We start from the raw sequence: 14,978 nt of genomic DNA, 5'->3' as shown, positions 1-14,978 counted from the left end.
ATTTCATCGAAGTTAGACTAAATTATAAACTAGAATTCGTTTTTGCAACGGAGCCTTCTCGATTGATATCAAAAATCGTAGTCGTAGACAGGGGAATGTTTGATCGTTTGCAATGCTCTTTTGATGCTCGAAAAACTGGTGCATTTAAAATAATGGGTTGTCGGAAAGAAAGGGCTGTTTGAATATCGGTTCGATATAATTTTGCTAAAGCATCACGACCTTCTTGCGTGTTCATTAGCATAAAAATAGACATTTCTTTGTCGATTTTGATATTTGTGCCAAACTCAATCCGAGTTTCCATTGGACCATCATAGAAGAAAAAAGGTTGGCTTTGAAATACATCAGAAAATATCATGGGCCCCTCCTTGATTCTCTTATCTTAGCACATAATTGCCATAATTCGTTTCAAAGTCAGGTTTTTATTCTGCTCCACTTGAATGTTTATACATAGATGGTATAAAACTACCTTTCTCTTTGTACAACCGCAGCATTTCAGAATCATATTCATCGATGGTAAGTTTATTTGGCAAACTATTATTTAATTCCGCCCATTCTCTTTTAAAAGATTTTACTTTTTCGTCACATAGATCACTACTAACTGGGCTTTTGGCAATATAAGCAATATATACTTCTTTGCCTTCATTACGAGCATCTCGAAGGTAACTAAATCTCCTGGATCCACCTCCTATTTCACTTGCTTTTTTAGAATCCAACATGAGTTGTGCAATTTTAGGGCTTTCTTCGTAGTAATTATCCCATGCGAATAGGTTATCTGGCTTTTCGAGAACAAAATAAAGCGCTTGATCATTTATCGTAACTAGAATGCATTGAATAATCATAAGGCCCCTGAGTGACTACACCAGGTGGTCAAACATTATACATAATTTTTTATTAATTCAATGTGGCTTTTTAAATAGTTAAAAATTCAAAGGTGCATGTTTATAGTTAGCATATAAATATACTCTTAATATTTTTTTGTTTATAAAAATATGTGTTCGGTATTCTTTGCCATTATGGCCTCCGGCCGGGATTCACACAAACTTACTGAAAGGACACAAGTGTTGAGCTATTTCGAGGTTAGTTTTCTGCCTAAAATCTACTTTTCACACTGGGCTATTTTAGCGAAAAGATGGATTGTGGAGAGAACATTCGCCTGGCTTAATTATGAAGACAGGTTCTAATTGTTGTCATTAAATGACAATTAACCATCTCATAAATAGTTAATTGCTTTACGAAAATAATGCAGTGTTACATAGAAAAATACCCCGCCAATTAAAGCAAGTGCAGCAAGCTGTGGCCATACTGTATCTAGGCCTGCGCCACGGAATAAAACTGATTGAGCGAGCATGACAAAATGAGTGGTTGGTGCGGCCAACATAATATCTTGTACAGCCATTGGCATATTTTCTCTGGGAGTCATCCCTCCAGAAAGCATTTGCAAAGGTAAAATGATTAACATCAATAATAAACCGAATTGCGGCATGGTGCGTGTCATTGTCCCCATGAATATGCCCATTGATGTTGTAGCAAATAAATTCATTGCTGTACCTAGCATAAAAAGAGTTACAGATCCTTCAATTGGGATCGCAAGAATTTTGCGCACAACAACGATGAGAGAAAAAGCACTTGCTACCAAAACAATGAGTGCCATGGCCCAAATTTTACTCGCCATAATTTCAAAAGGGGTAACCGGCATTACCAACAGATGTTCAATCGTCCCATGTTCACGCTCACGCAGTAAAGCTGCTCCAGTTAGAATGATTGAGAGCATTGTTACATTATTAATAATTTCCATCACTGCGCCAAACCAGGTTTTAGTTAGTGTGGGGTTAAAGCGAACGCGAACTTCTAGATCCACGGGATACTTTGCTACGGAGCGATAATGTTGCAAAAACTCATTGATCTCCATACTGAGAATCGTTTGAATGTATCCAGCTCCTACAAAAGCCTGGCTCATTCTCGTTGCATCCACATTCAGTTGAATGGCAGGACTACGACCAGCTAGTACATCACGCTGAAAATCCGGGGGGATATCCAGAGTAAAAGTGTATGTTCCTGAATCCATGCCGGCATCAATATCGGCCAAATTAATCAATACGGGTTTGGCAAATTGTGGTGGATAAAATGCATCTTCTATCCGTAAAGATAAGGCCGACTGGTCCTCATCAACAATTGCTATCGGTGTTTTATTCAAGGTTTCTGGAAGGGCAGTGGCGGCAACATATATCGATATTGAAAAAGCAAAGATGATTAGGGCTATCATCATGGGATCACGTAACACACTACGTAATTCTTTAACTCCTAAATGAAAAATGGTACTTACAGACATATTAGTGCTCCTGTTTCTTTAATAGCAACAAGCAAAGTGTCAATAAAACAGGTACAGCCAATGACAAGGAAAAAAATGCGGCATGTAAGGACGCAAAAGAAAGTGCTTTAGAAAAAACGCCGCGTGAAATAATGAGAAAATAGGTGACTGGATATAATTTCCCAATGACAGCTCCCATTCCTTCGAGAGAGGACACTGGTTCAAGAATCCCTGAAAATTGTGTTGCAGGAAGAATGGTTAAAATGGATGTACCAAAAATTGCAGCAATTTGGCTGCGCATAAAAATAGAAATTAAAAATCCCATAGAAGTGGCGATGAGCACATAAATGAACGCGGCTAGCATCAGGGTAATAAAGCTCCCACTTACGGGCACATGTAATATAAATACAGATAAGCCAACAAGTAAAAAGAAATTCAGCATGGCCAACAGGACATAGGGTAAGAGTTTTCCCAATAAAAACTCAAGCTTGGTGACGGGGGTAACGTATAAGTTAACAATAGAGCCTAATTCCTTTTCACGAACTACAGACAGAGCTGTTAACATGGCTGGAATGAGCATGAGCAATAACGGGATAATGGCAGGAACCATTGCAGGCAAGCTTTTAACATCAGGATTGTAGCGAAATCGAGTTTCAATGTTAAATGCAGATAATGTGGATTGTTGCGCTAGCTCAGGATAATTATTGGCAAGCCAATGTAAATGCAAACCTTGAATGTAATTTTTTGCGGTTTCAGCTCTTTGGGGCATAACACCCTCGATCCAGGTGCCAATTTCAACCTGCTTTCCTCGCTTTATATCTCGTGCGAAACCTTGTGGTATTTCTAACGCCAGATTTAATTCGCCCGAACGCATGCGTTGCTCCAGCTGCTCATAATCTTTTATTGGGGCTTGTTCACTAAAATATCGAGAACTAGCAATGTTCAGGATATAGTTTTGGCTAGTGGTGCTTTGATCGCGATCTAAAACCGAAAAACTCAGATTTTCTACATCCAAATTCAAACCATAGCTCATGATGAACAGTAAAATGACACTACCAAGAAATGCGAGGGTTGCACGAACTGGTTCTCGTATGAGTTCCAATGCTTCACGACGGCTGTAACTGAACATTCTTCTGGGATCAAAAAACTTCTGTTGGTTGATTTTATTTTCAATAACAAAGGTACGTTTCACAGGTGAGGGGGCACTATCGTCCTTCTTATGTTCCGCCTCAACTACTGCTTCAAGATAACTAATAAAAGCAGTTTCCAAGCTGTCTGCCTTTTTGCTTTTAATGAGAGCCTCCGGCGTGTTACTTACCAAGACGCGTCCTGCGTGCATTAAGGAAATACGATCGCATCGTTGTGCTTCATTCATAAAATGAGTTGATATAAAAATAGTGACCTGATCATGGCGTGCTAAGTCAATCATTAGTTGCCAGAACTGGTCACGTGCCATGGGATCAACCCCTGATGTTGGTTCATCCAGGATTAAAATTTCTGGCTCATGCAGCACAGCAACAGCTAAAGACAAGCGTTGTTTATGACCTAGAGGCAGGGAATCAGGGTATTCATTAATAATATCATCTAAATAAAAACGATTGATTAATTCCTGAATACGTTTATTGATGCGTTCTTTGGGCAGATGAAACAGTTGAGCATGTAATACTAAATTTTGATAAACAGTCAATTCGGTGTATAAAGAAAAGGATTGAGACATATAACCAATTTGTCGACGTGTATTCATATCATTGGCATCAACTGTTTTACCGAATAACCATACTTCACCATCGCTAACTGGCAGTAAGCCGGTAAGCATCTTCATTACAGTGGTTTTTCCACAGCCATTTGACCCAAGAAATCCAAATATTTCGCCACGCTCGATACGAAAATTGACCTTATCTACAGCAGTAAATGAACCAAATCGTTTACTTAAATTTTGGGCTTCAATGGCTATTTCTGGATGAGCTAATTGCTGGCGAGGAGTTAAAATGACTTCTTGATGGCGTTTGCGATCCGATGCTGGCAGTAGGGCGATAAAAGCATTTTCCAACGAGTCGGTTTGGGTCTTTGACAATAAACTGTCGCGAGTTCCTGTTGCCAGAATAGTACCGGCATTCATTGCTACCAGGCTATCAAAACGTGCGGCCTCTTCCATATAGGCAGTAGCTACCAGAACACTCATAGCCGGTTTATCGTGTCGGATCGCATCAATTAACTCCCAAAATTGGCGTCGTGATAAGGGATCAACTCCGGTGGTGGGCTCGTCCAGAATCAATAAATCCGGGGAATGAATCAGAGCACAACATAAACCCAATTTTTGCTTCATTCCTCCAGATAGTTTGCTTGCTGGACGATCTTTGAATTCGAGCAAGCCGGTATTGGCGAGTAAACTGTGAATGTATTGTTCGCGCACTTCTCGCTCATGACCAAACAGTCGCCCAAAAAAATCGACATTTTCAAATACAGAAAGGGTTGGATAAAGATTTTTTCCTAATCCTTGAGGCATGTAAGCAATACGTGAACAGACTGCATCACGGTGGGCTGTGTTGCTCATGTCACCATCTAAAACGAGTACCGTACCCTGTTGTATTTCTCGGGCCCCGGAAATCAAAGAAAATAAGCTGGATTTTCCAACACCATCAGGACCAATAAATCCGATAATAGCTCCAGCAGGGAGCTGCAAATTTATTTGGTTCAGAGCCTGGTTTTTTCCATACCATAAACTGACGTCTTTAATGTCTATTACTGGCGTGGCTTCAGTCTGATTCATTGGGTAGGTTCACTTGTAAATTGGCTGGCCACTTACTGTCAGATTTTAGCGGAACATAAGCCATACCTGGTAAGCCTGTTTTTACAGAACGGATGTATTGACGTAATAATTCAGGGGCAATCCGTGCCTTGACACGAAACATTAATTTCTGTCGTTCGTTGGCCGTTTCTACCGTTTTGGGTGTAAATTGTGCCACATCTGCAATAAACGTAACCTTCGCTGGAATAACGTATTGAGGAAGGGCATCTAAAACCAAATGTACAGGAGCACCCAATTGTATTTTTCCTGCTTGTTCGGTTGGCAGAAAAAAGATCATATACACATTGGTAAGGTCTAGCATGTTTAATACCTTACCGCCGGCGCTTAATACTTCACCAGGTTGGGAAATACGAAATTGAATGCGACCATCCAGAGGAGCAACCAAAGTACTGTCTTTAATATCGGCTTTTAAACGTTCGATGGTTGCTAAGGATGCCGCAACAGAAGATTGTGCGCCTTTTACTTTTGATTCGGCAGTAGCAATTGTGGCTTCGCGTTCTGCAACTTGGGCATTGGCCACATCAAAAATAGCTTGGGCACCATAAAATTGAGAGCGGGCTTCATCTAAACTTTCAAGAGAAGCATGGCCTTTAGCGGCTAGCTTTTCTATGCGTGTTAAACGGGTTTGGGCTAAGTTTAATTCGGCTTGACGTTGAGCTACAGTGGCTAATGCCGCTTTTTTTTCACTTTGCCGTTGAATTACCTCATTTTTGGCACTAATGACATTGCTTTTTGTTTCTTCATATTTGGCTTGCGCCTCTTTTAATTGAGCCTCAAGAACATCGGTATCCATGACTGCAAGTACTTGTCCCGCATGAACATAATCCCCTTCATCAACATCAATGCGTTTAATACGACCAGCAATTTTGGTGGCAATGTCGACTTCTATGGCTTCAATACGGCCATTACCACTTGCAAAGTCATCTCCAAGTCCAGGATTCTGGAAATATTTCCATATTAAAAGGGAAAATAGACCTAGCAGAATAACGGCTATTCCTATTAGCCACTTATGATGTCCTTTCAAGCTCATTGTTTCGTCTCTTTAACGAGTTCTGCCACGTTTTGAAAGTATAGTCTAAAGCATAGGATGTTGAATAACATACTCGATTTATTAATTCTTTGTTCCAGGTTATCTCCATCACATAGCACGTCTCTCCATGTTATCGCCAATAATTCTAAAATTGGAGGAAATAGGGGATTTCATTGCTGTCTTCTGGAGTCCGGGGTAAGGGGGGCTGCTATTAAGAAGAAAAGTACGTCATCCTAGCAGAGCGATCTCCTGAATTCCGGGGATCCTTCGTCGCTAGCTCCTCAGGATGACGGCCAAATCCTTAACTTAATGGAAGTGAGGGTAAGGGCTAGCGGAGTAAAAATTATCGTATAAGGACAAGAATTATTTCATTCTTTTCCTTATACGAGGTTTAATTTATTGTCAATCTTAACGTTCACGAAGCGCAGATTGTTTGGCTTTTATTATGGGTTTTAATATGTATTCAAGGACTGATTTTTCGCCAGTTAAAATATCAACAGTGGCCATCATACCTGGAATGATGGGTAAAGGTTTGCTGTCTGTTCCAAGATGGTTTTGATAGGTGCGAACTCTAATTACATAAAAGCTTTCATTCTTTTTATCAGTTTCATCCATAATAGTATCAGCACTTATTTGTTCTACTTCACCTTCTAGGCCACCATAAATAGAAAAATCATATGCTGTAATTTTAACCATGGCTTTTTGTCCAGGATGGATGAATCCAATATCAGAAGGTCTGATTTTAGCTTCTATAAGTAAGGTGTCATCAAGAGGAACAACTTCAATGATATCGCTGCCAGGTTGAACTACTCCGCCAATTGTTGTTGTTTTAATTTGTTTAATAATGCCATAAACAGGAGATTTCACTGTTGTACGAGTCAAGCGATCTTTGTCTGCCTTATTAGCCTCAGTTAAAGAAGATAATTCTCCTCGAGCTTTATTTAGTCTATCCAACTCCTCTGATTTAAATTTATCAATACTTCCTTTTATGTCACTTACTGTTCTATCCAGGCGAATTACTTCTACTTCGGAAACGGAGCCATTCTTTAATAGGGGCCTTGTCATATCGAGCTCTTTCTGAGCTAACTCAAGAGACTTAATTAATTGCGTTAATTCTCTCATTTTTGAATCATATAACGATTGCTGATCGCTAACCAGGCTAGGATAGTCTTTTTTTAGAGCATCAGGAAAGACAGGAGCGGTCTGGCTTATTTCTGCATTGATCCTGATGATTTCTAATTGCAGGGCATCCATTTTTTTCTCAGCTTCTGCATAACTCGACATAAATCGAGTGTTATCAATCTGCATTAATGTTTGTCCCTTTTTTACAATTTCTCCTTCTTTAACAAAGATATTCTGGACAATTCCACCCTCGAGATTTTGTATAACCTGAATCTCACTGGATGGGATAACTTTACCCTCACCAGTAGTGACCTCATCTAATCTCGCGTAATTGGCCCAGATAATTGCGACAAATATAAATGTAACAGAAGTCCATAAAATAATATGGGTAAAGGCACGGGACTTGTGAGTTTTACTCATGTTATGGTTTCCTTAATGTGACGCCTGCTTTAAGTGCACTAAGTACCGCATCCTTAGCACCATCAGCAATAATTTTGCCATTTTCTAATACTATAATTCGATTAACCAATTCGAGCATGGATAATTTATGAGTAATCAATATTAAGGTATGATTCTCTGTCAGGTAATCATGCAATCGTTTTTTAATCTGTCTCTCGTTATTATCATCCATTGCAGAAGTAGGTTCATCAAGAAGCAGAATATTAGGATTCATAATCAATGAACGTGCTACGGCAACACTTTGTCTTTGCCCCCCTGAAAGCTCGGCCCCTTTTTCACCGACTTGTCTGTCAAACCCTTTAGGATGATTATCGGTAAATTGAGTAACTCCAGCAATTTCAGAGGCTTTCAGAAGAGCGCTGTCATGGATAAAAGGAGCACCAACACACACATTATCTCTGATGCTGCCATAGAACAATATAACATCTTGTGGTACGTAACCAATCTGTTGACGCAGGTCATCGGGATTGATTTGTTTATAATCGGTACCATCTAGTAGAATAGTACCCTCTGTAGGAAGGTATAACTTAAGCAATAGTTTTCCTATTGTCGATTTTCCTGAACCTACTCGACCAATAATCGCAACACGCTCACCCACTTTAATTTTAAAGTTAATATTTTCGAGAACATTAACGTCATCATCTCTATAATGAAACGATACTTGTTTAAATTCTATATCGCCCTTCAACGTTGGTCTGTGAAGGAAGCGCGTATCATCACTGATGTCTGTATCTAATTGCATGATGTTGTTTAATGATTCCAACGCATTCATTGATTGAAAATATCGGGTGAATAACGTGGAAACTTGTGCCATTGGGGCCAAAGCACGGCCAGTGAGTATCGTACAGGCAATTAAAGCACCAGTAGTCAATTCTCCTTTAGATATCATGTATACACCGGCAATAACAATCGCAATAGTTGCTATCTGGGTAGCCAGGTTGGTAATACTGATACTTGTATTTGACACAAGTCTTAATTGCATGGAGTTCTTCGATGCTTCTTCGATTATCTTTTCCCATCGAGATTGCAATATAGATTCAGCACCTGTCGTTTTGACTGTTTCAATCGCGGATAAAGATTCAAACAAAGTAGCTTGCTTTTCTGATGAAAATTGATATGCCTTCCTTGTTAAACGTATCAGTGGCCATTGAAGTAACAAACCAATTATAAATATTACTGGTATGACAATAAATGGAATCCAGAACAGGCTGCCACCAATTAAGTAAATCACAAACAGGAAAATACATACAAACGGTAAGTCTACTAATATAGTCATTGTACTTGAAGTGATGAAATCCCTGAAGATCTCAAAAGATTGTACCGTATTTGCAAGAGAACCTACAGAACGAGGTCTATTGGTCATGCTTAAACCAAGTACTTGTTGGAATATACTTGCAGACAATTCAAGATCGCTATGCTTGTTGGCTATATCTATAAAATAAGAGCGTAATGTTTTGAGGATCATATCAAATATAAATACTAAAGCCACGCCACTGGCTAATACCCACATTGTATCAATCGCATGATTGGGAACAACTCGGTCATAAACGTTCATGGTGAATAATGGTATCACCAGAGCAAAAATATTAACTAATAAAGAAGCAAGTAAAACTTCCGAATAAAGTGGCCATGATTTGATCATTACTTTCCAAAACCAGTTTTTTTGGGTTTTGGCTAAGGTTTCCTGAGATCTGTGCGTATGTTTGTATTGTTGCTCTATTAAAATAATCTGACCGCTTAATTCAGACTGAATATCTTTTAATTCAATTTCAATATCTGGTGTTTGAGGATCAAGAACCGTTTTTTTTCCGTTATCATCAAGTATAAATAAAACTGCTCCTCCGTCTTTTTTAAGCAAAACCAGAGGAACATCTTCTTTGGGAATGTCTTTGTAGTCAACCGTTTTTAGATCGGCATCCAGAGATGCTCTTCCTGCTGAACGAGCAAACAGCTCTGGGGTGAGTTTATTATTAACCAAAGGAAGACGGGCCACCAGTGAAAGAGGGGAGAATGGATTTTGATAGTACCGTGTAAGTAAAACCAAACAAGCCAAAAGTGGATCGTTTTCAGCAGTTTCGGTTAAATCTACATGCGACCATGATTGTCTGCGTGCCGTAGTCATAATATCCATATTCTATTGTTTTGATAATTATATACTTAAATATATAAAATATGCGATCATTTATGATTAAACAGTAAATTTACTCTTACTAAATGGTTTGAGTGACTCGCTTATCTGCTTATAAAGCTCAGGTAACCATCGTGGCTGTGCAAATGTTGATGTTGATGGTTTTTTATGACGCAAATCATTCGGAGCAATGATTAATTTGATATTATTTAATCCAACGCGACGAGCTAATATAAATAATTGATCGATTGCGAGATCACCTATAGCAAGACAACCTACTGATAAATCACGTCCATGAATAAAAATATTATTTCCTAACTCTCTTCTTCCATCTAAATATCCTTTTTCCCGATCGAAGCTATTAGGATAATTAATCATCATGGATAAGTGCATACTGCTGAACGGGTTGAAGTTAACTAGCTTATAAATGCCTTCTGGAATTTGCTTGTCATTCTCTTTTAACTTAGGTCCTAAACGTCCACTAAAACCCGTTAATGGGTAGTTGTGAATATGCGTCCATTCTTGTTCGGCGTTTTTTGCCCAAAGTTCTATTTTGCGCTCTTCTTTAAAAGCAAGCAAAGCAATTTCTCGGGGCGGGTAGCTCACTTTGGCTTTAGCAAAGAATGAAATTAATTGTGGTTCAACTCGTAAGCCATATTTTTTGATAGCTTTGTCTATTGCTTGATCCCAGTTTAGCTTCGGTGCCATCGAATAGCTACTGAAGGAAAAGAGGACAAAAACCATAAAAAATATACGTCTCATATGAATAGTCACTTGGTAAGTTATTGGCATAGTATCAAATAATCATCTTAAGAACAATTTGCTAAATAAACCCTTTAATTCATCTCAATTCTTTTTTTGTAACAATAACATTTGCTTTTTATTCGGCTCAGACAATTGTGTTGTAATAAAATCCGGGCTTACTTCTAAATGCCCAATTGAGGGAATTAATCCATAGTGATTAGGACACAAATATACTACAGAGCCATCTGTAGCCACTGTGTAGAATATATATCTGTAGGAGCAATATTCCGGTTTTTGCAATAAAGCAACTTGCATTACAGGAGTGCCATTCATTCTATTTTCAATAAAATACGCATTAATCCAAAGATTCGTGATGAGAAAAATACTGCCTACTATAAGTATCGATTTAACTAAACTGCTAAGGTGCTTAAAAAAGGAGCTCTCATTGCTCAAATGAGAAATAACATAGATTAATGATATAAGAAGGACAATTAAATTAGCAGTGTAAATTGACGCGTTGAGGTAATTAAAATAACTACCCAGTATTTCTCCTCCTGATGTTTGAAACAGGATTATTAATGCAATTAAACTTAACCAAAGTGCTGAAATAATATAGTAAATAGCTTTTCGTTGGACTCCAATAACTAAAAAAACTAAAGCTATTAATGGAAAGATGCAGTGAATAACTGAGGTTATATTGTACATTGATCCATTTCCTAAATAGTGATCGTGATATCAGGGGCTGTTAACAGTCGAGTATTATGGTCAAAATGGGCAGCTCGAAAACCAGCCCATTTTCGCTCAAATTAACGAAATCCAAAACGGCTCCTAATAGAAGTAAACTATTTATATCAGTAATTTAGGTTTGTGGCTAGTAGCATCTAAATAACCAGAGGCTTTTTCATTTTTCGATTCATCTGAAGGGAACACAGCACCCGTATTAGGTGATGTTAATGCGTACTACAAAACCAATACAAGATGTTGTAGGGCGCTGATAAAGCAATTTTATCAAAAAAATTAAGTTAAGCTAAATACAAAAATTAGTACTCTTCTATTGTTTTATCATCGCGGAATAGTTGCTCTTTTATTAATAAAATATAAGGAGCTGTACGATAACTAGTCGTATTTATCATCTCCTCAGGCACTTCCAGGCGACGCAAAGTAAATGCATCTAATGCTGGCATGATATAAGTCAAAGGATTAATATAGGTTTTCTTTTGTTTTCCCTTGAGATGCCTGTTCTGATGCAGTGTTCCTATCCATATAGGATTTTCGTTATTATCGATGTAAAAATTTGATTCCCAAACGGTCAATTCTAAAATTAAATTTGATTTTTCATCTCTATAAGTCATAAGTAGAGCGGGGCGTCTGTTTTCATATAATTGAGTCAGTAATGGTAATTTGACACCATCATTTGATTTATTCATGCTTATCATTAATTTTGTAAAAAATGATTCATTATGTAAATTCCAGCCATTTTGTTCCAATTCTTTTATAAATAAATCGAGACGACCTGAGTATTGAATATTCAAAATACTTATTCTTCGACCAATTCGATTTAATCGATATAGTGGTAAAATAGGTTTTGCCTGATTCCACCAAACATTTTGCGTCAGAATATATTCTTTATGGTACGGAGCATGATTGTGCAACAATGTTTTAAAATTTAAACTGGTTGAGACCGATGTGCAAAGAATGATTGTTGAAATTACAGTAAGCAGCAATGTTAGAGATTCTCTTTTTTTAGATAGTGTATAGTTAGATTTTCTATAAACAAGCCAGTGAATTAAACATACAATTGTTCCCAGCAGATAGGATGCTATAATATCGGTAAACCAGTGATCGGCTAAATAAATTTGTGCGAAACCACTCAAACCGAGAATAATTAATATGAGTGTTCTAAACGTATTGGTCAAGAACGCATAATGATTGTTAATGTAAAATAAGATAAAACCATAAAAAGCAGTGGCAATTGTCAAATTGAATGACGGAAACGATGAACCAGGCATTGTAACTAATAATCCCTGTGGTCTGGGAATATAGTTAATGTGAGACAGAAACATTGATATTATGCTGCTAAAAAATAAAACACTGGTTAAATAGATAATGGTTTTAAACTTGCGTTGATATATCAGACATGAGCAACAGATTAGGTATAAACCACTCAAAGTAAATATGCTGGTTAGTTGGGTACAGATAATAAAAAAGGCTTCTAATAACGTAGTATGTAAGCTATTTGTCAACAAATGTATCGGTAGATTAATTGCGTTTAGAAATTGGGGATACAGACTGAGTACAAACAAGACCGAAAAACACAATGTGGAAAACAATATGAGCAAGATCAATCCGGCAGTAGGGTAATGATCGGTTTCTTCTTCCGGAGTTATGGCGTTAAATAATTTAACCAGTCCACTATTGCTTTTGGAGCTGAGCCAGAACCCGTGTAAATTATTTTTTAAAAAGGAATTTATACGGATAAAGAGCCATTTGATAATAATGCTCGCTAGCCATATTCCTGCCAGTATTACTAAAATCAATATAAAGAGATGAGTGGCACCTTCGGTCGATAACTCATGTCCAGCAGTACCAATTAAAACCCCAGGCATAACGTATAATATTGACCAACCTATCGCTGATATCACATTAGCAATCAAAAATCGCCATTGCTTCATATGCATAACGCCTGCAATAACAGGAATTATAGATCTTAATGGGCCAACAAAACGGCCGATTAGCACGCTTTTGCCACCGTGCCTCGAAAAAAATTCTTTACCGTACTTCAATAAATTAGGATACTTTTTAAACGGCCAGATGTCTATTAATCGGTCACTATAAAAATAGCCTAAAAAATAACTGAGACTATCACCACATATTGCTCCTAAAGTCGCAGCAACCAACGTCAGGTCTATTCTCATCACTCCCGAGCCAGCAAGGATGCCTATAGCGGTCATTGTTACTGAACCGGGGACAATGCTACCTATAATCGCCAACGATTCGGTCAGGGCGATAATGAAAGTAATAAATAACGCCCAATGAGGATGTGCTTGTAACCAACCAGTAAGAGGTTGAACATAATCGACGAACAAATTCATAATGTCTCATTGATAGAATTGATTAAGAAAACTCTGTTCAAAATGATTACTCACCTCATCAAAGCGGATTGCTGGAAATAGATTTTTTATTTGTGTCATTTCCATTTGTTCAAATCCACAAGGGTTAATGCCTGAAAAAGGAGTCATGTCCATATCAACATTTAACGCAATTCCATGATAGGTGCAACCATTTTTTACTCTAAGGCCAATAGATGCAATTTTTTTATTATCTACATATACACCAGGTGCGCCACATTTGGTATTTGCCTCAATATTGTATTGCTCGAGAGTTTTAATTAATACATTCTCTAATTGGCAAACTAATGTTCTGATACCAAGATTTCGCCTTTTTATGTCCATTAATATATAAGCAACCAACTGACCTGGGCCATGGTATGTTACCTGTCCACCACGATCAGATTGCACAATAGGAATGGATTTAGGGTTTAGAACATGTTCGGGCTTGCCTGCCTGGCCCTGAGTATAGACAGGGAAATGTTCTAAAAGCCAAAGTTCATCTGAACTGTGCTCATTTCGGGTGATGGTGAAGTCTTTCATGCGACACCACACTTCATTATAATCCTGCATTCCTAAATGATTAACATTCATCATAAAACCATTTTAATGTCTGGGTGCTTTGTCAGATCCTGATAAAAAGAATCAAGCATTTGTTGATTTAGGGCATGAACAGTTACTGTAATCGCAAGATAGTTTTTTTGATTACTGTGTTTATGCTTTAAGTGTCCCATATTGAATTCAGGAAAATGACGGAGCACTATATCCTTGATTTCCTCAAGAAAAGTGTCTGAATTAGTGCCCATAATTTTTACTGGAAAATCGCATGGGAATTCCATAAGAGTTTGTTTCGTCATAATTTAACTTATTAATTGTTGGTATGATTTATCTATAATATGCCAAAACTCACCAACTTGCCCTTGATTAATAAAAAAATCATCGATTTTTGTTATTGGAAAAATTTCTTTGGTAGTACTAGTTATCCATACCTCTTTTGCATCAAATAATTCAGTAGTAGAAATTTCAGTTTCCACAAAATTCCAGTTTAAATTTCTGATTAATTCAATTGCAACTTGTCGTGTCACGCCAGGTAAACAAAATTGGTTTAACACAGGAGTTTTAATTACGTTATCTTTTGTAACAACAAATACGTTAGAAGTACTGCCTTCAGTAACAATTCCATCGCGTACTAGTATTGATGTCTGGAAACCTGATGAAACTGCTTCGTCATTTAATAATATATTGGCAAGAAGAGATGTTGTTTTTATGTC

At 37.7% G+C, this 14,978-nt stretch carries 13 protein-coding genes; all 13 read right to left on the bottom strand.

The features are described 5' to 3' along the window. Positions 1 to 22: 22 nt before the first annotated feature. A complete protein-coding gene (locus Q0495_RS00240; RefSeq protein ID WP_298621885.1) occupies positions 23 to 355 on the bottom strand; it encodes a hypothetical protein in 333 nt (110 codons plus the stop codon). 64 nt (positions 356 to 419) lie between these two features. Continuing rightward, complete coding sequence (locus tag Q0495_RS00235) at positions 420 to 839, bottom strand: hypothetical protein (RefSeq protein WP_298621883.1); 420 nt, start codon at positions 837 to 839, stop codon at positions 420 to 422. A 371-nt stretch (positions 840 to 1,210) separates the two neighbouring features. Beyond that, positions 1,211 to 2,329 (bottom strand): ABC transporter permease, encoded by a 1,119-nt coding sequence (locus Q0495_RS00230; RefSeq protein WP_298621881.1) that lies wholly within the window; start codon positions 2,327 to 2,329, stop codon positions 1,211 to 1,213. A gap of 1 nt (position 2,330) precedes the next feature. Further along, positions 2,331 to 5,078, bottom strand: coding sequence for a ribosome-associated ATPase/putative transporter RbbA (rbbA, locus tag Q0495_RS00225; protein WP_298621880.1), 2,748 nt, complete (start codon positions 5,076 to 5,078; stop codon positions 2,331 to 2,333). Further along, complete coding sequence (locus tag Q0495_RS00220; protein ID WP_298621879.1) at positions 5,065 to 6,147, bottom strand: efflux RND transporter periplasmic adaptor subunit; 1,083 nt, start codon at positions 6,145 to 6,147, stop codon at positions 5,065 to 5,067. The genes rbbA and Q0495_RS00220 overlap by 14 nt, the downstream gene beginning before the upstream one ends. Before the next feature lie 408 nt (positions 6,148 to 6,555). Next, complete coding sequence (locus Q0495_RS00215) at positions 6,556 to 7,689, bottom strand: HlyD family type I secretion periplasmic adaptor subunit (RefSeq protein WP_298621877.1); 1,134 nt, start codon at positions 7,687 to 7,689, stop codon at positions 6,556 to 6,558. Position 7,690: 1 nt separating this feature from the next. Beyond that, on the bottom strand, positions 7,691 to 9,850 hold the full coding sequence (locus Q0495_RS00210; RefSeq protein ID WP_298621875.1) for a type I secretion system permease/ATPase: 2,160 nt from the start codon (positions 9,848 to 9,850) through the stop codon (positions 7,691 to 7,693). A 66-nt stretch (positions 9,851 to 9,916) separates the two neighbouring features. Further along, entirely contained in the window at positions 9,917 to 10,618 is a 702-nt protein-coding gene (locus Q0495_RS00205) for a hypothetical protein (protein WP_298621873.1), read from the bottom strand. A gap of 84 nt (positions 10,619 to 10,702) precedes the next feature. Continuing rightward, complete coding sequence (locus tag Q0495_RS00200) at positions 10,703 to 11,305, bottom strand: type I secretion system protein LssZ (RefSeq protein WP_298621871.1); 603 nt, start codon at positions 11,303 to 11,305, stop codon at positions 10,703 to 10,705. A 335-nt stretch (positions 11,306 to 11,640) separates the two neighbouring features. Next, positions 11,641 to 13,692, bottom strand: coding sequence for a bifunctional DedA family/phosphatase PAP2 family protein (locus Q0495_RS00195; RefSeq protein ID WP_298621869.1), 2,052 nt, complete (start codon positions 13,690 to 13,692; stop codon positions 11,641 to 11,643). Between the two features lie 6 nt (positions 13,693 to 13,698). Beyond that, on the bottom strand, positions 13,699 to 14,301 hold the full coding sequence (lipB, locus tag Q0495_RS00190) for a lipoyl(octanoyl) transferase LipB (protein ID WP_298621887.1): 603 nt from the start codon (positions 14,299 to 14,301) through the stop codon (positions 13,699 to 13,701). Then, on the bottom strand, positions 14,301 to 14,564 hold the full coding sequence (locus Q0495_RS00185; protein WP_298621867.1) for a DUF493 domain-containing protein: 264 nt from the start codon (positions 14,562 to 14,564) through the stop codon (positions 14,301 to 14,303). The genes lipB and Q0495_RS00185 overlap by 1 nt, the downstream gene beginning before the upstream one ends. A 3-nt stretch (positions 14,565 to 14,567) precedes the next feature. Continuing rightward, the coding region (locus Q0495_RS00180; protein ID WP_298621865.1) for an aminotransferase class IV at positions 14,568 to 14,978 on the bottom strand (411 nt) is incomplete at its 5' end.

Source organism: uncultured Legionella sp. (genome assembly GCF_937871865.1).
Classification (GTDB): Bacteria; Pseudomonadota; Gammaproteobacteria; order Legionellales; family Legionellaceae; genus Legionella.
The sequence above is the reverse complement of the archived record's forward strand: the minus strand, read 5'-3'. Positions and strand labels throughout refer to the sequence as shown.

Excerpts from the sequence above, each read along its gene's own strand:
- Q0495_RS00240 (WP_298621885.1), bottom strand. The coding sequence starts at position 355 with ATGATATTTTCTGATGTATTTCAAAGCCAACCTTTTTTCTTCTATGAT.
- Q0495_RS00235 (WP_298621883.1), bottom strand. The coding sequence starts at position 839 with ATGATTATTCAATGCATTCTAGTTACGATAAATGATCAAGCGCTTTAT.
- Q0495_RS00230 (WP_298621881.1), bottom strand. The coding sequence starts at position 2,329 with ATGTCTGTAAGTACCATTTTTCATTTAGGAGTTAAAGAATTACGTAGT.
- rbbA (WP_298621880.1), bottom strand. The coding sequence starts at position 5,078 with ATGAATCAGACTGAAGCCACGCCAGTAATAGACATTAAAGACGTCAGT.
- Q0495_RS00220 (WP_298621879.1), bottom strand. The coding sequence starts at position 6,147 with ATGAGCTTGAAAGGACATCATAAGTGGCTAATAGGAATAGCCGTTATT.
- Q0495_RS00215 (WP_298621877.1), bottom strand. The coding sequence starts at position 7,689 with ATGAGTAAAACTCACAAGTCCCGTGCCTTTACCCATATTATTTTATGG.
- Q0495_RS00210 (WP_298621875.1), bottom strand. The coding sequence starts at position 9,850 with ATGACTACGGCACGCAGACAATCATGGTCGCATGTAGATTTAACCGAA.
- Q0495_RS00205 (WP_298621873.1), bottom strand. The coding sequence starts at position 10,618 with ATGAGACGTATATTTTTTATGGTTTTTGTCCTCTTTTCCTTCAGTAGC.
- Q0495_RS00200 (WP_298621871.1), bottom strand. The coding sequence starts at position 11,305 with ATGTACAATATAACCTCAGTTATTCACTGCATCTTTCCATTAATAGCT.
- Q0495_RS00195 (WP_298621869.1), bottom strand. The coding sequence starts at position 13,692 with ATGAATTTGTTCGTCGATTATGTTCAACCTCTTACTGGTTGGTTACAA.
- lipB (WP_298621887.1), bottom strand. The coding sequence starts at position 14,301 with ATGAATGTTAATCATTTAGGAATGCAGGATTATAATGAAGTGTGGTGT.
- Q0495_RS00185 (WP_298621867.1), bottom strand. The coding sequence starts at position 14,564 with ATGACGAAACAAACTCTTATGGAATTCCCATGCGATTTTCCAGTAAAA.